This is a genomic window from Vibrio ezurae NBRC 102218, assembly GCF_000467185.1.
GTDB lineage: Bacteria > Pseudomonadota > Gammaproteobacteria > Enterobacterales > Vibrionaceae > Vibrio > Vibrio ezurae.
In genome coordinates, this window is record NZ_BATM01000020.1 from 99,059 (window position 1) to 120,065 (window position 21,007).

At 40.0% G+C, this 21,007-nt stretch carries 10 protein-coding genes and 2 pseudogenes; 9 read left to right on the plus strand and 3 right to left on the minus strand.

Annotated elements, in window-relative coordinates; all coding sequences use genetic code 11:
• Window positions 1-363: 363 nt before the first annotated feature.
• Window positions 364-1,521 (minus strand): annotated as a pseudogene (locus VEZ01S_RS16525) (transposase); the annotation flags it as partial.
• A gap of 110 nt (window positions 1,522-1,631) precedes the next feature.
• Window positions 1,632-2,645: a polysaccharide lyase family 7 protein gene (locus VEZ01S_RS07925; protein WP_021713501.1), complete on the minus strand. Its 1,014-nt coding sequence runs from the start codon at window positions 2,643-2,645 to the stop codon at window positions 1,632-1,634.
• 1,061 nt (window positions 2,646-3,706) lie between these two features.
• Between VEZ01S_RS07925 and VEZ01S_RS07930 the strand changes: the two genes are divergently transcribed.
• The 7 genes from VEZ01S_RS07930 (at window position 3,707) to VEZ01S_RS07960 (ending at window position 17,142) form a co-directional block, all read left to right on the plus strand.
• Entirely contained in the window at window positions 3,707-4,462 is a 756-nt protein-coding gene (locus VEZ01S_RS07930; RefSeq protein WP_021713502.1) for an oligogalacturonate-specific porin KdgM family protein, read from the plus strand.
• Between the two features lie 77 nt (window positions 4,463-4,539).
• Window positions 4,540-5,994, plus strand: coding sequence for a hypothetical protein (locus tag VEZ01S_RS07935; protein ID WP_021713503.1), 1,455 nt, complete (start codon window positions 4,540-4,542; stop codon window positions 5,992-5,994).
• A gap of 1,586 nt (window positions 5,995-7,580) precedes the next feature.
• Window positions 7,581-8,342, plus strand: a complete 762-nt coding sequence (locus tag VEZ01S_RS07940) for an oligogalacturonate-specific porin KdgM family protein (RefSeq protein ID WP_021713504.1) — start codon at window positions 7,581-7,583, stop codon at window positions 8,340-8,342.
• 96 nt (window positions 8,343-8,438) lie between these two features.
• Entirely contained in the window at window positions 8,439-10,217 is a 1,779-nt protein-coding gene (locus VEZ01S_RS07945) for a hypothetical protein (RefSeq protein WP_021713505.1), read from the plus strand.
• Window positions 10,218-11,300: 1,083 nt separating this feature from the next.
• Window positions 11,301-13,079 carry a sodium:solute symporter family transporter gene (locus VEZ01S_RS07950; RefSeq protein ID WP_021713506.1) on the plus strand — a complete coding sequence of 593 codons (1,779 nt, stop codon included), beginning with the start codon at window positions 11,301-11,303 and terminating at the stop codon, window positions 13,077-13,079.
• A 632-nt stretch (window positions 13,080-13,711) separates the two neighbouring features.
• Entirely contained in the window at window positions 13,712-15,487 is a 1,776-nt protein-coding gene (locus VEZ01S_RS07955; protein ID WP_021713507.1) for a sodium:solute symporter family protein, read from the plus strand.
• Window positions 15,488-15,573: 86 nt separating this feature from the next.
• The gene (locus VEZ01S_RS07960; RefSeq protein ID WP_021713508.1) at window positions 15,574-17,142 is read left to right on the plus strand and encodes a polysaccharide lyase 6 family protein; all 1,569 of its coding nucleotides are present in this window, start codon (window positions 15,574-15,576) and stop codon (window positions 17,140-17,142) included.
• Window positions 17,143-17,235: 93 nt separating this feature from the next.
• Here the strand turns inward: VEZ01S_RS07960 and VEZ01S_RS07965 are convergent, their stop codons facing one another.
• Window positions 17,236-18,030 carry a hypothetical protein gene (locus VEZ01S_RS07965; protein WP_021713509.1) on the minus strand — a complete coding sequence of 265 codons (795 nt, stop codon included), beginning with the start codon at window positions 18,028-18,030 and terminating at the stop codon, window positions 17,236-17,238.
• 355 nt (window positions 18,031-18,385) lie between these two features.
• Here VEZ01S_RS07965 and VEZ01S_RS07970 point away from each other — a divergent pair.
• Both VEZ01S_RS07970 and VEZ01S_RS07975 read left to right on the plus strand, forming a co-directional pair.
• Window positions 18,386-20,194, plus strand: a pseudogene (locus tag VEZ01S_RS07970) (cation:proton antiporter).
• Window positions 20,195-20,341: 147 nt separating this feature from the next.
• Complete coding sequence (locus VEZ01S_RS07975) at window positions 20,342-21,001, plus strand: NAD(P)H-dependent oxidoreductase (protein ID WP_021713512.1); 660 nt, start codon at window positions 20,342-20,344, stop codon at window positions 20,999-21,001.
• Window positions 21,002-21,007: the final 6 nt, after the last annotated feature.

Consider the following 21,007-nt stretch of genomic DNA (forward strand, 5'->3'; position numbering starts at 1 on the left):
TCTTTGCTGATAGGACACTTTTGATAAATAGGTTCTACGAGTTGGGAAGTTCTTAAGCCATCTAGGTCGCTATTACAACAGACGGCATGATTGTTATATTCGATATAAGACTTACCAATAGATAAAGGTGAAAATAAAGGGATAAGGTGGCGTGGGGTGGTTTGCGCAGGCCCCTTTAATACCACTCACAATAAGTAAGTGATCAGAAATAACGTAGGAAAAATGTTTGCTAACAAGCCAGAATGACCAGCTATTTAGTACGATTAATGGAATAAGGTTCAAGGTGGTGGGCTTTAGGGATATTAATCCGTCATTTATGATGTAGTGGTATTTGATTGAGATAATAAAAAAGTGTAGTGGTCAACAAATACCGGACACTATTTTAAGCCGATTTTCGGCAGTAACCGGCGAAACCCCATCATTTGCTTGATGTGGCCGCTGTCGATTGTAATAGTTCATCAGGTAATAGCTGATGTCTTTTTGGGCTTGGTTTTGGTTCATGTAACCAGTTGCCGGAATCCATTCTGTTTTCAGGCTTCTAAATAACCTTTCCATCGGCGCATTGTCCCAACAGTTTCCACGTCGGCTCATGCTTTGAGCCATTCGATATCGCCAGAGTCTTTGACGGAACTTGCGACTTCCGTATTGAACCCCTTGATCTGAGTGGAACATAACACCATCTGGTCGCCCTCGCTGTTCCCAAGCCATATCTAAAGCTTTAGTTGTTAGAGCCGAATCGGGTTTGTTGGATAGAGCCCAGCCAACAACTCGACGGCTATAAAGGTCTAGAACAACTGCCAAATATACCCATCTTGAGCCTGACCAAATATAAGTAATATCACCACACCAAACTTGATTTGGAATGGTTACCGAGAATTCTCTTTTCAACAAATTCGGGATGTCTGGACGTTCTGTTTTAGCCGATTTATATCGATGGGAGCCGGGTTGTTTACTTGCTAAACAGGCCTCATGCATTAACTTCCGTACTTTAAATCGGCCAATTTTGATGCCTTCTGAGCGCAGCATAGACACAATCGTGCGACTTCCAGCAGAGCCACGACTAATGTTAAAAAGCTCTCTTATCCTGCTAGCAAGCCGAACACGATTAGCATCGGGTTTTACGCTGTTTAAACTCGTAATAGCAAGATGTAGCTACATCAAAAAGCTCACACAACAACTTGACTGATTCATGCTCCCTTAAGTGATCAATCAACGAGAGCGTTCGAGCTCGTCCGACATTAAGAGAGCTGTGGCCTTTTTTAATATCGACTTTTCCCTCTCAAGTCGATTAATCCGGGCTTCTAACTCTTGGATTTTTATCTGCTCCGAAGTCAACGCTTTGGCCGTTGGGGTAATACCACCTCGCTCGATCTTAAGCTGTTCGATCCAGCGCCGTAAAACCGTTTCACCAACATCCATTGAGCGTGCTGCTTCGGGAACTGAGTAACCTTGATCAAGAACCAAGCATGCTGCATCCATTTTGAACTCAGAAGAAAATGTACGTCGTTGTCGTTTTGTCATTGAACACCTCATTAATTGTGGTGACTTTATCACCTAATTGGGTGTCCGGGAGCATTAAACCACTACAAAGCGACCTTGTCGGTCGCTTAAAAAATTAATACTTAGTATGCTTATTTGTGCTCGATGGCTATTTTGCTAAAGCTTACGTCAAAGACTTGTTCCCCATAACTCTGACTCGGGCTGACTTGAGGATAAATACCCGCTTTGAAATAGAATTTATTACTGCTATTTTTCCAGTTTGGATCCAGTGAGTAACCGGTTTTTTCTATAGCTTGACCCCAAGCGAAACTCTTCTTCTCTCCTGCAGCATCTAAAACGACACCTGTATCATTCACTTCAATCTGATAAGACCAATCAGTGGCTGATTTTGCTGTGCCTAAATCTACACTGAATGATTTACAGTGGCTACACTCTTGGTTATTAGGCAAAAAGGTATTATTCATGATAGCGCGAATAGGTTTATTTGGGCCTTCCCACTGCAATTTGATCAAAGCTTGCTTAATGTCATAACCATGAACTTGACCAATGACTACTTTTGGATCTCTGCCGATGACGTTTGAATTCGGATATTTTTCAATATTTAAGGTTGCGCTGAGTTTATGATTGGTGCTGTCGTTCACAGCCCAGTTTTGGTCGGTTGATGAGCAGCGATCAGAAGAACTATACTTATACAACTCACGCAGTTCAGAACGTGCGTAATTGCTATTAGTTGTAGTTGTTATGCCGTAGTCACCTAGATCAACAATAAAGTGAGTTCTGTTGTTTTTATCAATATGGAAGTAAGGTAATGAAGTGTCAGTTGTGAGTTCGTTTCTGCCACTACAATCTGCTGGAATTAGCTCTGCAGCCTTGTCACTATCTTCAAGATTACCTCCACCATGCTGCTCTTTATAATAGGCATAACTAATAGGTAAGGTAAGTTTCCACTGATTAATGTCCCAACCTACATTTTGTTCAACTTGGCCGTTGTCGCCGTTATCAGAACCGCCATTCCCAATATCAGCTCCACCATTGCCAGAGTCAGCACCACCTTGGTTTGAATTCGAGCTTGAATCCGACCCTCCACATCCTGCTAATGCTATGGCTAAAAAAAGTGGTGCAATTGCGTAGGTCAGTTTCTTCATATTTTGTGTGCCTTAATCTTAAACATTTACAATTAGTCTAATCATATTGTCATACATATGTAAGCGGGTGTGTTCAGCTTTGTGACTGCATTCAAATTTAAGTTAATGAAAATTATTATCAGATAAAGATGAATATTTTAAGTAATTGTTTTTTATGAATAATATTTTATATGCAGAGGTCGTTATTCATGTCGTAATACAATGCTTTTAAGTCTTTCATCATTATTTATCTCTCTAAATATCGATGAATCATACAAATAAGTAATACAAGTATGTGGAGGATAGGGGCAGTACCAGTGCATTTTCACTTTATAAAAGCATCCAGTAAATACAAGTGTGGTTCTTTAAACGCAGCTTAGTTTTAAGCGCATCTATTTATGGATTTTAGGGGCTCTCATAATGGGCTGACTGATTAGCCCCGTTTTTGGCTCTTTGTATTAAAAATGAGTTTTTCACTTAACCGATTGATAAGTGACACTGGTGGTATTCATACCCTAATGGTAACGCACAGCAATGCAATAGGTATTGTTTACTTGTGTAGAGCAATCAATCTCTATGTAATTGGGGCTTTTACTCTGTCTTTGTACCCACCGAAGCCCATTTCTTGGAAGAACTTCCTTGTCATTAAGTAATACTTAAGCCTCGTCAGGAGCTCGTGAATTAAGTCCAATAGTCGTATATATGATATCAGTACCCTATACCTGCAGAGGGATTGACGACGGTTTTTTATTGATAAAATTCAGATTTTTATACGATAAGTTCAGAAAGTGTGACATTGATCACTAGTGTGAGTTGTGTTGCATATTCGTATATTGTTCTGATTTACGCGTACCGATACAGGTTGTTTGTCTGTTTCTTGTTGTTATTCGGTGTTTTATTCTGTTTTGTTTTGGGTTTTTAGCATTGCATGAAAAATCGATTTGTTTTCAATCAGCCGTTTTGAACTTTTACTTCAAAGCAAAAAAACCCACGCTCGTCACAGTTTGTTACCAAATGTTTCCGTAATCTATTTGTCATACATTAAGTTCAATACCCAAACGGATATATAAGGTAAATTCTTCATGACTAAATCTAAAATTGCTCTAGCTGTAGTCGCTACTATTTTTGCTGGCTCTGCATGTGCTGGCCAAATTGATTATCGTGGTGAGTACAAACATGACTCAAAAGAATATCAGCATCGTGTGAAAATTGGCTCTTCTGTTAAGGCGACTGATGACGCTAAAGTGTACTTTAGTGTTGAGCAAAAATTTAACAGTAATGACAAAAAAGACTTTTGGACTGAAGTAGAGCGCGGTGATTCAGAGTTTGATTGGGGAGTGCAATATAGCCTTAATAAACATTGGTATGTTCAACCAGGTATGCCAATTACTTTCTCAGATGAGAAAACTACCTACAAACCTCAGTTCCGTGTTGGTTACAAAACTAGCTTCGGTTTGACTACTGCGATCCGTTACCGTCATGAATTCCAAACTTACACAAGTGATGCAAGCGGTAGCTCAACTACGGTTGACGGTGAAAAGCTAGTACGTGCAGGTAAAACCTTCCAACAAGGTAAAATTACGCTAACTGGCTCGTACAAACTACCTCAAAAAAGCTTGAAAAACTTGAAGTTGAGCTACGAAGCTAACTACAACCACAACTACGAAAATGTTCGCATCGAAAACAACAATAACTGGGGTTGGGATGCTGGTGTAATTATTGGTTACCAAGTGGATAACTTCCAACCATACATCGAACTTTGGGATGTAAAAGCCGATGGCTCTGATAACCCAGAACGCCAATTAAGAACTCGCCTAGGTTTGAAATACAAATTCTAGCATAAATAAAACTGTCTATTGAAGGAGCGGAACTCTGCTCCTTCAAAACGTAGCCCACAGAATATAAGAGAGATAATATGAAAATTTCTAAATCAGTTATCGCTGTAGCGGTATCAAGTGTATTGTTATTTGGTTGTGATTTCGATGTCAGCCCAGAAAGCAGCGCAGCTGGCGCTGGCAACGGTAGTACTGGTGGCGGTGTAGTGGTCCCTGATCCAGGTCATTCAGTAGCGAACAAGTTAGTTCAAATTACAGATACTTCTACAACTGATACTGGTGAGCTACGATTAAAATTGGCAGATGGTTCAACTGACGCTGCTGTATCTTCTATTGCAAAAGGTAAATTAACGGTAGATCTGACTTATATAAACGACGATCCGAATCAAGTTGATGACGGTGACGGGAATAACGCATATATCACGCTGTTCGGTGGTGATGGTACTAGCAATAGTAATTTAGTTGGTGAGATTGCCTTCAACACCAATGCCGACAGTGGCGATGTTTACTACCGTACAGATCAAGGTAAACCTGATTTATCATCAGCTTCTGTAGCTTCATTTACTCCTGGTGAAAAACTAGCGGTAGAAATGACTTGGGGTGATGGCGAATATACGTTGACATTAAATGGCACTAAAGTCGGTACTTACCCTTGTTCTGCGGAAAAGGGCCCTGTTCAAGTAATTGCTCTTAAAATGGGTGATAATAGCCATACTACGCCTTATAAATTGCTAGTTGATAACTTTAAGGTGTTTAACGTTACAGATGCAGGCGATGAAACTGTATTTACCGATGATTTTGAAGGGCACATAGTAGGCCAGGACCTATCAGCTAACCCTTACAACAGCAATTCAAATGAAGCTGTTGTTATTGGCGAAGGCGACTCGGACAATGGTGCTACTGACGGTGGCAATACCGGTGGTGCGACAGGGTCACTTGCTGATGACTTTGAAAGCTATACTGTTGGTACATTAATTAGCAAAGCTTCTACTGCTTGGACAACAAACAACATTGTTGCTGATGCTACTGGAACAACAACTGCTGAGGTTAGTAACGTTGTTGCAAATGGCGGTAGTCAATCACTAATGCTTAAAGATGGAAGCAATACAACTAAACCGTTTGCTATTCGTGAGTTTAAAGCAGCGGCGCCAAGTGGTTCGGTCTCTATTGATGCTTACTTCTCTTCAGCAAATACTAAATCTACATACATTAATGTTGGTGTGGGTAAAGCCAATGCAGATAGATATTTTGAGCTAAAACAAACCAGCAATAAGCTAGAATATGAAGCAGGCGATACTGATGTTAAAATTGCTGATATCACTCCTGATACATGGTACACAGTAAATCTATCATGGACTCAAGATGGTACATTCTCTGTATCGTTAAATGGTCAGGTTGTTAAATCAGGCATCAAACAATCGACTACAGGTCTAGGCGCAGGGAATATCCCAACACAGCTAACGCTATACACTGGTGATAACAGTAGTAATGTGAATACCGCGTACTTTGACAACTTGAAATCTGACTTGTTCTAGATATCAACGATTTAGTCAATAAAAAGACCGGCCCATCAGTCGGTCTTAGATAAAAGTCTAGCCTGATAGCTAGACTTTCTTTTTAGGTGAAGCGATAGTATTCCAATATATTGTTAGAACCTTCTTCACAATAGTATGAGTGAGAATCCCACCTGTTCTTAAAGCTAGCCGTTTCGCAAAATAGATAAACCTATCCTTAATGTAGAGTTATCCTTTTTATCGTAAAGATAATAGCTACCTTCCAACTTAATTTAATTCTTCCTCTATCTACACATATCCTTGATTGAAATAGCGAGTTGCGGTTCATCAAAATGAGGTTTACATAGCACGCTGCATGCTTTTATGCATGTTGGTGGCAGAAAGTTTCAACTCCATTTTGGCAAGCATCCTACCTTGTTATGGCATTAACACATTTAAGCATCTCTTTATAAATATAGTAGCCTGACTAATCCTATCGTAGTAAACCATTGCTTATTGACGCTTTTCTCCGCTCTATTCCTTTCATTTACTTATGGTGATTGGCTTCTTCATGCAAGGCTTTGTGCTTATTTTTGACTCAGAGTTATTTACAGAGCGAACATACCTTAAATTGAGAGTAATACGGCAACGAACTGGCTAAAGTCCAGGCCAGTATCTACATCGATATGAGCGTTTCTGCCGGCCAAAAAATATACAAGTTAATGTTAGCTTGTGACTACCGTATAAAGGAACTCACATAAAAAGTGACGCTTGTCGTTAACCAGAGACTCTTCTATTAGTCAATTTCTATTCGTTTATTCTGGACTTCTCAATTTCTTAATGAATGAAGAGGTACTTAAATAGGTTGAGGTTTGACTTCAGTCTCTAGAAAATAACTCAGTTTTCCCTCTTCAATTCAAACAAATACCAACTAGCGCTTGTCTCAGCCGAAATTGCTGTGCTGAAAGTAGATAGGGTCACTTTTCGAAATTTAGTGTGTGTCCTTAAAAATTAGCGGCCTAAACAGCCGTTAACGAACATATGACATTTGTGTCAATACTCCAATCTATAGCGAGAATGCTCTACATAACGCGCATTCACATCACAAATATCAATACCTCCAAATTCTGTTATGGACAGCTTTTCTTACGCACTTTTAGTGAGTTATTGGTGTGTGTCCTTAAAAGTTCGTTCTAAAAAATTGAGGTGTATGTCCTTAAAAGAGTGTGTTTGCAACGGCTGAGGTTTCAAGTGTGATGTGAGTGAATAGAGGAGGGGACTAATCTTGATGTGCGCATGTGGCATAGTTGTTGTTCAATGTTTTATCTGTGACTTAGAAGGATTTAGCAAGAAGTTGTACCAGTTATGTCTTTAATAAGACAACTATTGAACGCTATTTTCTTACATTTAAAAATAAAAGCCAAAAATTTAAGCAAAAAAATATAAAACAAGCAAGTTTCCAAGCTAAATTTGATTGTAAATGTGCGATCTGACTCCCGCTTCTAATATGCACATTGCGACTAGTTAACTTTTTGTATGTACATCACAGTTTGGCGTGGAGGCTTACACTAAACTAATTGTCATACATTAATTCAAATGTCGATGGATAAAAAAAGGTAAATCTCATCATGAATAAAAATCAAATTGCTTTAGCTGTTGTTGCTACGCTATTCACTGGTGCGGTAAGTGCAGGATCACTGAACTACCGTGGCGAATACAAACATAAAGACGAAGATTTTGCGCACCGAATCAAAATTGGCGAATCTGTAAATGTAGCAGACAAGACTAAAGTGTACTTTAGCGTTGAGCAAAAGTTTCAAAGTGAAGCTGATGAGAATGGTCATCAAGCATTTTGGAGTCACGTTGAGCGTGGTGATTCAGAGTTTGATTGGGGCATCCGCTACTCATTGACTAAGCAGTTGTGGTTACAACCTGGCATGCCAATCACATTTGGTAGCGGCAGAACGACTTATAAGCCTCAATTCCGTGTTGGTTACAAAGCTGACTTTGGTCTAACAACTGCAATTCGTTACCGTCATGAATTCCGTGAGTACACAAACGATGGTCAAACAATTTCTTTAGCAGGTGGCGGTTCAACTGACGTATCTGGTAAGACAACTCAAAAGAGTAAAATCACACTAACTGGTTCTTACAAAATCCCAGTAGACAGCTTGAAAAACCTACGTTTGAGCTATGAGGGTAACTACACCAAGAGCCATGATAACGAGCGCTTGGCAAATAACGAAGATTGGGAATGGGATCTAGGCCTAATCGTTGGTTATAAAATGGGTAACTTTACACCTTACGCAGAATTCTGGACAGTTGACTATGGTTCAACTACTGGCGACCGTCAGGCTAGAACTCGCCTAGGCCTTAAATACGACTTCTAAAAATAACTAAAATAACATCCAAAATGAGGTGAGCGTTCATAATAAATAGATGACGCTCGCCTACATAACAAACAGTGGAATATAAAGAGAGAAAATATGAAAGTTTCTAAGTCAGCGATTGCAGTAGCACTGTCTACCGGACTTTTGTTCGGTTGTGATTTCGATGTTGGTTCTGAGAATGGTTCTTCTGGTGGTGGTGATACGGGTGGTTCGACACCTAGCTCAGCATTGTCTGGAGCTTACTGGGAATTAGCAGGTGCATCTTCTTCAACACAATCTGTAGACCTACCTAATATTTATGTGTTTGATGGCACAAATCAAACCTATTACGACGACGATGCTACTCCTGGCGAGTACAAGATCACAGTAACGCCATACACTGAATCAGATGGTGATATTACATTTACTTATTACCACGATGGTAGCTCAACTGAAGTTGATGGTTCTTACACTCTGACTGATGGCGCACTAGTTGTGAGCACAGCAGCATTTGGTGACCTATCAGGTACAAACCAAATTGATAATGCAGACATTAAAGCGGCAGTAGAAAAAGCAAATGCTGATGCAGGCTTTAACAACGTTGTTCAGATCATCGATACTAAGACTGACGATACAGGTGAACTTCGTCTGAAATTGTCTGATGGCTCAACAGGTGCATTGGTTGATTCAATTGCACAAGGCAAAATTACCATTGATTTGACTTACCAAAAGCATGAAGACACTACTGAAGCTGAAGATACCAATGGTAACAATGCGTACATCAGCTTATACGGCACGGGCACTAGTAACTCTAACTTATACGGTGAGTTAGTTCTGAATGATGGTGAAGTGTTCTACCGTTCTAACACTGTTGTTGATGGTAAACCACAACTTTCTGATTCAATTGGCACATACACACTCGGTGAGACGCTTGAAGTTGAACTAGAGTGGGGTGAGAACGATCAATATTCTTTCAACATCAACGGTACGTCGTACGGCCCATTTGGCTACGCGATGGAAAATGCAGCTGTACAAGTTATCGCAATCAAGATGGGTGACAACAGCAATACGACTCACTTCGAACTACTTGCCGACAACTTCAAAGTTTACAACATTGAAGATGGTGCAGAAGAGCTAGTATTTGAAGACAACTTTGATAGCTATGCAGATGGTCACAACTTGTCAGCTGACCCTTATAACAGCAACTCAAATGAAGCAACAGTTCAAAACCAAGCTGGTGCTGCAGATGATGGTGGTTCAGAGGATGATGGTGGTTCTGAAGATGATGGTGGCGCTGAAGAGGTTGTAATTGCAGATGATTTCGAATCGTATACTGTAGGTGATCAAATTGATACAGCTAACAGCGCATACTCTGTAGCGGGTGTAGACGGTTCTACAATCCTAGCAAATATCAGCAATACGATTGCTAACTCAGGCTCAAACTCTCTATATATGGAAGATAACAGCGATAGCGGTAAAGGTACTGTTGCTCGCGAATTCTCAGCTGGTGCAGCGAATAGTGGTTCGGTTTCGACCTCTGTTTATATCCCTACCGATGGTTACGTGAAGTCTTCATACCTATACCTAGGTACCTCTGCAACGGGTTCTTCTAGCTCTCGATTCACTGAAGTCGTATTTGGTTCAAGCTCAGTTAAGTTCAGAAACGAATCTGGCTCACAAGTTGATCTTCAAGACTATGAAAGAGACACTTGGGTTGACGTTACTATCGCTTGGAGTGGTACTGACGTAACGGTGACGGTTGATGGAACTGAGCACACAAACTTAGTTGCAGAAAACGATACTGGTGCTCCTACAACATTTGTAATGTATAACGGTGATACTTCAAGCGTTGGTACGTATACATACTTTGATGATCTAAGCTCTGACTTGTTCTAAGTAAAGCTACCTAATTATAAGGCCGACATTAATTGTCGGCCTTTTTTTATCCGTGCTAATAAGGATAAAAGCCTATTGCTCTGTTGTATAGAAGAAGCGGCTGTGGTCTTAAGACGGCACGGCTTATCTATCTGCTTTACTAAGAATTAATGTAGTTGTATGTATATAGTGTGAAATGAGGGTTAGAACCGCTGCATGGGTTACAAGTGCGTGGTTTCGGCCTGTCGGTCTGCAATCTAGCTAGCAAGTTGAGGTAGAGGACCTTCTATGTTTTTATGTCTTATTATATAGCCAGCATGATGCGCGTAGAGCGAGGTGATAAAATGAAACGTTTTTGTGCATTTGTTGGTATAAATTGAGAATATGACTTGCTTTTGCTATTTGTAATACAATATAATTTATGAACAGCAACTGACTACATATTGTTGGTTCGCCGTAAGTTTTTACAAAGTCACGTTCAATACGTACTTTAAAAACAAATACTAAACAGAACGGGTTTATAAACTAAGCCGGTTGTATTAGTAAAGCTCCATAATTATTATGAATAGCCTAAACATACCCTTCTAGTGTTTAGGCTCGGTACACCACCGATTTAACCCATAGGCTTTGCACTTGCCTATGGGTTTTTTTTACCTATACCAGTCGCCATCTCAGGCAACCTTACATGATTCTTATTGATCATAAGTAAGCCATCTTTTTTATAATTTCAGTAAAGATAAACTATTCAGAACAACCAATTATAGGCGAAATTTAAATTCGTTTAGTCCTACAATTGTTAATGCTTATTTCTCCAGTTACATTTCTTTGGAGGGTAGGACTTACATAAAAATACATTATTTATCAATTGTTAAGCGTGTTTACACCTATTTATCCCAATATTTAACGTATCATTGTGACTAATAAGCATTAATTGTTCTCTATTATGGAAACCGATTAATAAGGGTATGAATATTTGTACGATTTAAGCTATTAAAAGTCTTGCGTCATACGTCACATTTATGAGTTATTGTAATACAAAATATTTAAGTTAAGGATTAAACTGTACTGGATTTGAAATAATTATTTACAGTTAAAGGTAATGCAATGGATCTCAATACTACGATTGTTGGCATTTACTTCCTATTCTTAATTGCAATAGGTTGGATGTTTAGAACATTTACAAGTACCACAAGCGATTATTTTCGTGGGGGCGGTAACATGCTTTGGTGGATGGTTGGTGCGACCGCGTTTATGACGCAGTTTTCAGCATGGACATTCACAGGGGCAGCAGGTAAAGCATATAATGATGGTTTTGCAGTAGCGGTTATCTTTTTAGCGAACGCGTTTGGTTACTTCATGAACTTCGCATACTTCGCTCCTAAATTCCGTCAGCTACGTGTTGTAACGGTAATTGAAGCAATTCGTATGCGTTTTGGTGCTACGAACGAACAAGTATTTACTTGGTCTTCAATGCCTAACAGTGTTGTATCTGCAGGTGTTTGGTTAAACGCACTAGCAATTATTGCATCAGGTATCTTCGGCTTTGATATGACAATGACAATCTGGATTACAGGTTTAGTTGTACTAGCAATGTCAGTAACGGGTGGTTCATGGGCGGTAATCGCATCTGACTTTATGCAGATGGTTATCATCATGGCGGTAACAATTACTTGTGCTGTTGTTGCTGTTGTTCAAGGTGGCGGTGTTACAGAAGTAATTAATAACTTCCCAGTAGGTGACTCTGGTTCATTTATTGCGGGTAACAACCTTAACTACCTAAGCATCTTCAGCATCTGGGCATTCTTCATCTTTGTTAAGCAGTTCTCTATTACGAACAATATGCTTAACTCATACCGTTACCTAGCGGCAAAAGATTCTAAGAACGCTAAGAAAGCTGCGCTTCTAGCGTGTGTGCTAATGCTTGGTGGTGTATTCATCTGGTTCATGCCTTCTTGGTACATTGCAGGTCAAGGTGTAGACCTAGCTGCTGCTTACCCAGATGCAGGTTCTAAAGCAGGTGACTTCGCGTACCTATACTTTGTACAAGAATACATGCCAGCAGGTATGGTAGGCCTTCTAGTTGCAGCAATGTTTGCGGCGACAATGTCTTCAATGGACTCAGGTCTAAACCGTAACTCTGGTATCTTCGTTAAGAACTTCTACGAAACAGTCGTTCGTAAAGGTCAAGCATCTGAGAAAGAGTTGGTTACAGTATCAAAAATCACTTCAACAGTGTTTGGTATTCTAATCATCCTTATCGCACAGTTCATTAACTCTCTGAAAGGGTTGAGCTTGTTCGATACAATGATGTACGTTGGTGCTCTAATCGGCTTCCCAATGACTATTCCAGCATTCCTAGGTTTCTTCATTAAGAAAACTCCAGACTGGGCTGGTTGGGGTACTCTGATTGTTGGTGGTATCGTTTCTTATGTTGTTGGTTTCGTTATCAACGCTGACATGGTATCTCACGCATTTGGTCTAGAAGAGCTTACTAAACGTGAATGGTCTGATGTGAAAGTTGCAATTGGTCTTGTTGGTCATATTGTCTTCACTGGTGGCTTCTTCGTCCTATCGACTCTATTCTACAAACCATTGACTGACGAGCGTCAAGCAGATGTTGATAAGTTCTTTGGCAACCTAGCTACACCGTTAGTTGCAGAGTCAGTTGCTCAACAGAAACTGGACAACAAACAGCGTCAAATGCTTGGTAAACTAATCGCAGTAGCTGGTGTGTTCATTATGTTCATGGCAGTACTAACTAACCCAATGTGGGGACGTCTAGTCTTCATCCTATGTGGTGCGATTGTTAGTGGTGTTGGTATGCTTCTAGTGAAAGCAGTTGATAGCTCAGTAGATTCTTTAGAAGAGAGTGTTGCTAAGTAGTCACACAACTTAAGCTAAACCAATTGATGAATGCGGGCTATTTTGCCCGCATTTTTTTATCTCAAGATCTGCTCAACGGCTTCTTCGATGCTTCGTTTTCTAAGCATTGATTTACCTAATTAGACCAAGTTCCGTATTAAAGCTTTTACTTTTACACTCACAACTTTTGCCTCACGCGTGAAGCTATAAACCAATTTGAGCGTCAAAATCAAAGCTATTATTCGGTGCCTGTCCTTAAAAGAAGAGCGAAGGATATTAAAGTAATGGCGTGTTTTATTAGTGCCTGTCCGGAATAAACAGTCTTCGTATATGATTTAATTTAAACTTATTAGTAATACAAATCAGCGTAAGTTAAATAGAGGGGAATTAATTGTCCTGTTGATTGGTATTATTAAATACGTAGCTCACTTCCTGTAACTGCCTGTTTTTAAATGTAACTAAACATTTCACTGCGAAATCCGCACGTATTTATACCAATTTTGATTGTTAGATCTGGATCACTTGTATGATTTATAGATAAATGAAACACGAGGCATTTGTCACAATTAAAGCCTATTGTAGTACAAGTTACCTTGGGTTCTCGTTAGACTTTTTGAAAATTTACTAAATATCAAACTCACAAAGGTTTAACGATGGATCTCAATACAATTATTGTTGGCGTCTATTTCCTATTCTTAATTGCAATAGGATGGATGTTCAGAACATTTACAAGCACAACAAGTGATTACTTCCGAGGCGGCGGTAGCATGCTTTGGTGGATGGTAGGCGCAACAGCGTTTATGACTCAGTTTAGTGCTTGGACATTTACAGGTGCAGCAGGTAAAGCGTACGCAGATGGTTTTGCAGTAGCAGTCATCTTCCTTGCGAATGCATTTGGTTACCTAATGAACTACTTGTACTTTGCACCAAAATTCCGTCAGTTGCGTGTTGTTACTGTAATTCAGGCAATTCGCATGCGTTTTGGGCGCTTCAATGAGCAAGTGTTTACTTGGTCTGGCATGCCAAACAGCGTTATTTCTGCGGGTATTTGGTTGAACGGTCTCGCTATTATTGCTTCTGGCATCTTCGGTTTTGATATGACAACAACGATTATCCTAACGGGTCTAGTTGTACTTGTTATGTCAGTAACGGGCGGTTCTTGGGCGGTTATCGCGTCTGACTTCATGCAGATGGTTATCATTATGGCGGTAACAGTCACTTGTGCTGTTGTTGCTATTATTCAAGGTGGTGGCGTTGGTGAAATCATTGCTAACTTCCCAACTGACGAAGGCGCATCATTTGTTTCTGGTAACAACCTAAACTACCTAAGCATTTTCGGTATTTGGGCATTCTTCATCTTCGTGAAACAGTTCTCTATCACGAACAACATGCTTAACTCTTACCGTTACTTAGCGGCAAAAGATTCAAATAACGCTAAAAAAGCGGCTCTGCTTGCCTGTGTTCTGATGACAATGGGCCCAGCAATTTGGTTTATGCCTTCTTGGTTTATTGCCGGTCAAGGTGTCGATCTTGCTGCTATCTACCCAGAAGCTGGTTCAAAAGCGGGTGACTTTGCTTACCTATACTTCGTTGAAACTTTCATGCCAGCGGGTATGGTCGGTCTACTGATTGCTGCAATGTTTGCTGCAACTATGTCTTCAATGGATTCAGGTCTGAACCGTAACTCTGGTATTTTTGTTAAGAACTTTTACGAGCCAATTTGTCGTCCAAATGCGACTGAAAAAGAGCTAGTAATCGTTTCGAAACTGACTTCTACTTTCTTTGGTATCGCGATTATTCTTGTTGCGCTATTCATTAACTCTCTGAAAGGTCTAAGCCTGTTTGACACCATGATGTATGTAGGTGCTCTAATCGGCTTCCCAATGACTATTCCTGCATTCTGTGGCTTCTTCATTAAGAAGACTCCAGACTGGGCAGGTTGGGGAACTCTAGTTGTTGGTGCGATTGTTTCTTACTATGTTGGTTTTGTTATCAATGCAGAGATGGTTGCTAACTGGTTTAACCTTGAGCCTCTAACAGGTCGTGAGTGGTCTGATCTTAAAGTTGCAATTGGTCTAATTGGTCACCTTGTATTTACTGCTGGCTTCTTCTGTCTAACGACATTGTTCTACAAGCCTCTATCTGCTGAGCGTCAAGCTGATGTTGATAAGTTCTTCGAAAACTTGGATACACCACTAGTTGCCGAGTCTAATGAGCAGAAAGTATTAGATAACAAGCAACGTCGTATGCTTGGTTCACTTATCGCAGTTGCAGGTGTTGGTGTAATGCTAATGTTCTTGCTACCTAACCCACTATGGGGCCGCTTTATCTTTGTATTGTGTGGTGCGATTGTTCTAGGTGTTGGTCTACTTCTTGTGAAAGCGGTTGATGACACAGTTGAAGAACTGCGTGAGCAAACGGCTGAATAATTAGTCATACGTCTTTAATTTATGCGGGCTCCTATGTGCCCGCATTTTTTTTGCTTTGCAATCCTTAATGTATAGAAGGTACTCAAATGAAAAAAACCGCAATCGCATTAGCTGCCGCGCTGACTTTGTCTGGTTGTAGCCTATTTAGTGATACAAAAACAGAATCTAACGCGCTAGCAGACGTGAACCGCTCAATGCTTTTAGACAGTCCACGCCTGAACGTTGTAGAGCGTGCGTCAGTTGAAGATGCCTATCAAGGTGAAGTGGATGCCCTTCGCAACAAGCTGATTAATGCTAAAGATGGCGATATCATCGAGATTGAAGCGGGTAAATACCGTAATCTTGGTCAACTGACTATCGAAGCAAATAATGTCACGATAAAAGCAAGAAAAGCCGGCACAGCATGGATCACCGGTCTTGTTCAGTTTGAACTCAAGGGTAATGACATCACGTTAGATGGCTTAGTCTTCACTGAAGGTGGTCCAAATGAGCGCTTTGGTGGCGTCCGCATGATGGGCGATCGCAATGTACTGAAAAACTCAACCTTCTATTACTTTAACGATGATTACACCTACGAACCTGATGCTCGTCGCTCTGAGTACCCAAAATATTTATGGGTGTCTTTGTGGGGTAAAGATGGTCAGGTCATTAATAACCGTTTCGAAGGTAAACAGAAACGCGGTACTTTGATTGGTGTCCAAAAAGACGATACGCCTGACAACCATATTATTAAACACAATATCTTCCTGGATCAGAAACCAAATCAATACAACGAGTTTGATATTAAAGAAGCGATTCGTTATAACGGCAATAGCTGGGAAGCGATTCGCATCGGCGATTCTAAATCGTCACAGTGGCCTTCAAATAGCCAATTTGTCGAAAACCTATTGATTAGTATGGATGGTGAGCGCGAGCTGATCTCTATTAAGTCAGGCGGTAATGTTATCGGTGGCAACACCATTTTTGAAAGCAGCTCTTTGATTTCTCTTCGTCACGGTAAAGCCAACGTTGTGGAAAACAATGTAATTTTGGGCAACGAAAAGCTTCTTACAGGTGGCATGCGTATTTATGATGAAGATCATGTGATTCGCAATAACTACATCGCTAATACTCGTGGACGTGATGGCTTGATTGCAGGTAACGCTGATTTACGCGGTGCTATCGTCATTAATACAGGTATTATTGATGTTAAAAATGGTGAGAAACTGGACCAATCAGTTAAGGGTAAAGAACTTAACAAGCAGTGGACACCAAAAAATATCACGATTGAAAACAATACGTTAGTTGATACTGAGTGGGGGATTGTCTATGGCAACCAAACTCACCGCGTAAGCCTGTTTAATAACAAAGAGGTGGAGAGTATTTTCGGCGGTGTTGACGTTCACTTTAAGGATAACTTGATTGACAACTCAAAGAATCCTGAGTTTGTTGCAGTTCGTGCAACAAAAGATTTTCCTTTAGTTGGCGCGACTTATACTGATGAAGTGTATGTTGGTTCGGTAACGGACGCCGAGCTTATCTCTGACTATTCTACTAAGTTGCCTAAGATCACAAACGTGGATGGTTTTGAGTCAGCAGAAAAAGTGGGCGCAGATGCATCTACATTGAAAGTTATTACGGCTGATGTTGCTGGGCCTGATTACGTAATTAAATAACGTTTTCGTGTTGATTCGTTAGTCTGAATATGGGCGAACCTAGAATGGGTTCGCCTTTTTGTTATGTGAGATTCGTGAGCTACAGTGGAGCTATTAGGCTTTTAATCTAGATGTATACTGTCTATTTAATTGGTGATTGATGAGTTTTTTATAGGTGATGATAATTTCATTGGAAATGTCACTAGTATCTTGATACATGCGTAGTGCAGAAAGAGTAGTATCTTTGACTAAGTATTGAGTCGATTTTTCTAGCTGATGGATAGCTTGCTGCAGATTTTGGTTGCTATCATCGGTGATATCTTGGCAACGCTTTACTTTATTGAGTAGGTTGTTTGCTCGTCCTAATAATAGTTTAGGATTGCGTAATCCGTGTTCTATAACCGATCCAATGCAGATACGATACTGAGTAAGCGCATCAATGGTGTCTAATATGCTTTGCCATTGAGCATGGTATTCTTTCATGCATAAATCATCCGTATTGATGCTTCGCAGTACCGCACTATCACAACAAAAAATCAACAAACGGATAGCTTGCCCATGAATAACAAGCTGTTTAGAAAATGCTAACGGTTCATCATCTTGACTAAGTGTTGCAAGCCTAGTAGATAAAATCCGCCTTTCCGCACGACTTCCTAAATACGGGTAGTTAAGAATATTATCACTCATATTGTTGAGCTGCTGTTTTACGCTATTCATCCTACTACGGTTCATTTTTTCACAGGCTAATTTTTTATAGGTATAGGAGCGATGCAAGCGCACAACATCTATCGCATCCAATACGAAATCTATACTTTGCTTTCCCTGCTGCAAAGATGATTTAAACGGTGAGGCAAGACTTTGCGTGAACTTAGACTGCTTTGCTAGAAACATACGGCTTGATATATCCATAATCAGATCCTTCTATCTCAATATTTTCAGAATAATTAAAGCAAGTATGATGCCAATGGGTAAGTTGTTGTTTTTATGGAATAAATTTTCCTTCTTTTGGTGCCTGCCCTTAATATGTGAGCATTCTTGGTGCAGCTACTTTAGATATAGGGCAGACATGATTGTGAATATAAGACCTAGTACTTTCGTAGACTGTCCTTAAAACTGATGTTGGATTTAGTGCCTGTCCTAAATGCGAAATAGGTAATTTGGGGTAGTGTTGGGATTGGTTTCTTCAAATATCGTATAAGATAAATGGTATTAGGCTTTGAATCGACTAAGGTTTTTAAAGGTATTTTAAAAGTACAGAGTCATTATGCACGAAGATTGGGCTGCGCTGGGTATTGCAACAATAGGCATTGTCGGTTTGGGGTGCCAATGGTTAGCTTGGAGGTTAAAACTACCTGCTATCCTATTTTTACTTTTGGCTGGGATAGTTGCAGGCCCATTGACTGGATGGTTTCAACCTCAGCAAGTGATTGGCGAACACTTTTTTGCTTTAGTGTCATTGGCGGTTGCTGTTATTTTATTTGAGGGTAGCTTAACGCTCAAATTTTCTGAAATAAAAGGTGTGACCAATACAGTATGGTCGATTGTATCCATTGGTGCTTTGATCTCATGGGCTATAACCAGTATTGCCACTCATCACCTATTAGGTTTTGATTGGCCATTAGCATTGATGTTTGGAGGGCTCACTGTCGTCACTGGACCAACGGTTATTGTCCCTTTATTACGAACCGTTCGTCCTACCTCTCGCTTGTCCAATATTCTTCGTTGGGAGGGGATCTTAATTGATCCGTTAGGTGCTCTATTTGTTGTAATGATTTACGAGTTTCTGATTTCAAGCAATTCGTCTCAAAGTTTTGAAGTCTTTGGTATTATTTTGGTTATTGGATTTGGTTTGGGTATTGCTGCTGGAGCGACGATAGCTGAGCTTCTCAGACGACGATAGTTACCTGAATATTTGCAACCTTTTGCGGTATTGACGATCGTGCTGGCGGTATTTGCGGTCTCTAACTACCTAGAGTCTGAATCTGGACTTTTAACGGTCACCGTAATGGGAATATGGCTAGCAAATGCTCGAGACGTCAACATTCAGGCTATTTTGCACTTCAAAGAACATCTTACTGTTATGTTCATTACTGGTTTATTTATTTTGCTTGCTGCACGTATCGATCTTGAGGATTTTCATGCTTTGGGATGGAGTGCCATAGTATTATTTATGGTCATCCAATTGTTTTCGCGACCGTTGTCGATTTTGATTTCGACGGCCCGTAGTCGTTTACACTTTAAAGAGAAACTATTCTTAGCATGGGTCGCGCCTAGAGGTATTGTTGCCGCATCTGTTTCTGCGTTGTTTGCAATCAAGCTGTATGAATTTGGGATTGATGAGGCTAAGTTATTAGTCCCTTTAGTGTTTATGGTGATTATTGGGACTGTGGTATTACAAAGTGCAACAGCTAGACCTTTAGCCAATTTTCTGGGAGTTGCTGAGCGTTCACCAAAAGGCTTTTTAGTTGTTGGAGCGAATGATGTTGCTCGTGTTGTTGCTCGTGTTGTTGCTTTAGCACTTGCCAAATATGATTTAAGAGTAGTGGTGACTGACTCAAACTGGGACTACATTAGCCAAGCTAAAATGTCTGGCTTAGAGTTCTATTATGGTAATCCTACATCTAGCCATGCAGACGAATACTTGGATTTGATAGGGGTTGGGCATGTTGTAGCGCTAAGTCCTGATAAACATTTTAATATTATGGCCTGTATGCAGTATTTGTCTGATTTTGGAGAAAATAAAGTCTTTTGCCTCAAAGATTTAAAAGGAGACGATACGGATAAGCATGCAGTAAGCAAAGGATCTTTTGGCCAGATTTTGTTTGAAGGTAAACACAGTTTTAAAAAACTGGCGAGTTTAATCAATCAAGGTGCCGAAGTTAAACATACCACTTTGACAGATACTTTTACTTATCAAGATTACTTACATCAATACCAAGACACATTGTTACAGCCACTTTTTGTAGTGACTGTCCTTAAAAGAATACACATGGTAAGCGATCATACTTTATTGTTTCCTCAGCCAGGAGAAACGGTTGTATCATTGGTACGTAATCAGAAATCGGTGCCTTAACGTGTTGCAATATTGCTATTACCGATGGAGTCCCGTCTTATATTGTGGACTATTTTATCCATAATGATTGGTGTGAATACCTCTTTTAGAAAGATAAGCAACTTCGTAGTATATACGCAATCGACAACGCTTATGAGGAAATTCTATATGTCGCATCCAATTATTAAAGATCTAAACAGCCGTTATACTGCTAAAAAATACGACGCGAATAAACGTATTTCAGCTGAAGACATGGAAGTACTAAAAGAAGCCATTCGTTTATCTGCATCTTCAATTAATTCACAACCTTGGAAGTTCGTTGTGATTGAAAGTGAAGCGGCAAAACAGCGTTTTCACGATACTTTCGCAAATATGCATCAATTTAATCAGCCACATGCGAAAGAAGCATCACATATCATTTTATTTGCGCATAACCCTAAATATACCAAAGATGATTATCGCAAAGTAGTGGATGTAGAAGTGAGCTCAGGACACCTTCCTGCTGACATGTATGACACTATGCTAAATGGTGCATTTGGTTTTGTTGACTTAAATACTGACGAAACGGGCTTTAATGGCAGTTGGACTAAAGCTCAAACGTATATTGCAATAGGAAATACTCTACATACATTAGCTCGTATGGGCATTGCTTCTACGCCTATGGAAGGTGTTGATTCAAAGCTTATTGGTGAAATATTTTCAGAAGAACTGGGTGACTATCAATGTGATTTTGCATTGGCTATTGGTTATCATTTAGATGGTGAAGATTACAACTATGGAAAACCTAAAGCACGTTTAGCAAGTGAAGATGTGATCACTGTTATTTAATATTAA

Coding starts and splice junctions, on each gene's coding strand:
- VEZ01S_RS07940 (WP_021713504.1), top strand. CDS start 7,581: ATGAATAAAAATCAAATTGCTTTAGCTGTTGTTGCTACGCTATTCACT.
- VEZ01S_RS07965 (WP_021713509.1), bottom strand. CDS start 18,030: ATGGATATATCAAGCCGTATGTTTCTAGCAAAGCAGTCTAAGTTCACG.
- VEZ01S_RS07955 (WP_021713507.1), top strand. CDS start 13,712: ATGGATCTCAATACAATTATTGTTGGCGTCTATTTCCTATTCTTAATT.
- VEZ01S_RS07945 (WP_021713505.1), top strand. CDS start 8,439: ATGAAAGTTTCTAAGTCAGCGATTGCAGTAGCACTGTCTACCGGACTT.
- VEZ01S_RS07975 (WP_021713512.1), top strand. CDS start 20,342: ATGTCGCATCCAATTATTAAAGATCTAAACAGCCGTTATACTGCTAAA.
- VEZ01S_RS07930 (WP_021713502.1), top strand. CDS start 3,707: ATGACTAAATCTAAAATTGCTCTAGCTGTAGTCGCTACTATTTTTGCT.
- VEZ01S_RS07960 (WP_021713508.1), top strand. CDS start 15,574: ATGAAAAAAACCGCAATCGCATTAGCTGCCGCGCTGACTTTGTCTGGT.
- VEZ01S_RS07925 (WP_021713501.1), bottom strand. CDS start 2,645: ATGAAGAAACTGACCTACGCAATTGCACCACTTTTTTTAGCCATAGCA.
- VEZ01S_RS07950 (WP_021713506.1), top strand. CDS start 11,301: ATGGATCTCAATACTACGATTGTTGGCATTTACTTCCTATTCTTAATT.
- VEZ01S_RS07935 (WP_021713503.1), top strand. CDS start 4,540: ATGAAAATTTCTAAATCAGTTATCGCTGTAGCGGTATCAAGTGTATTG.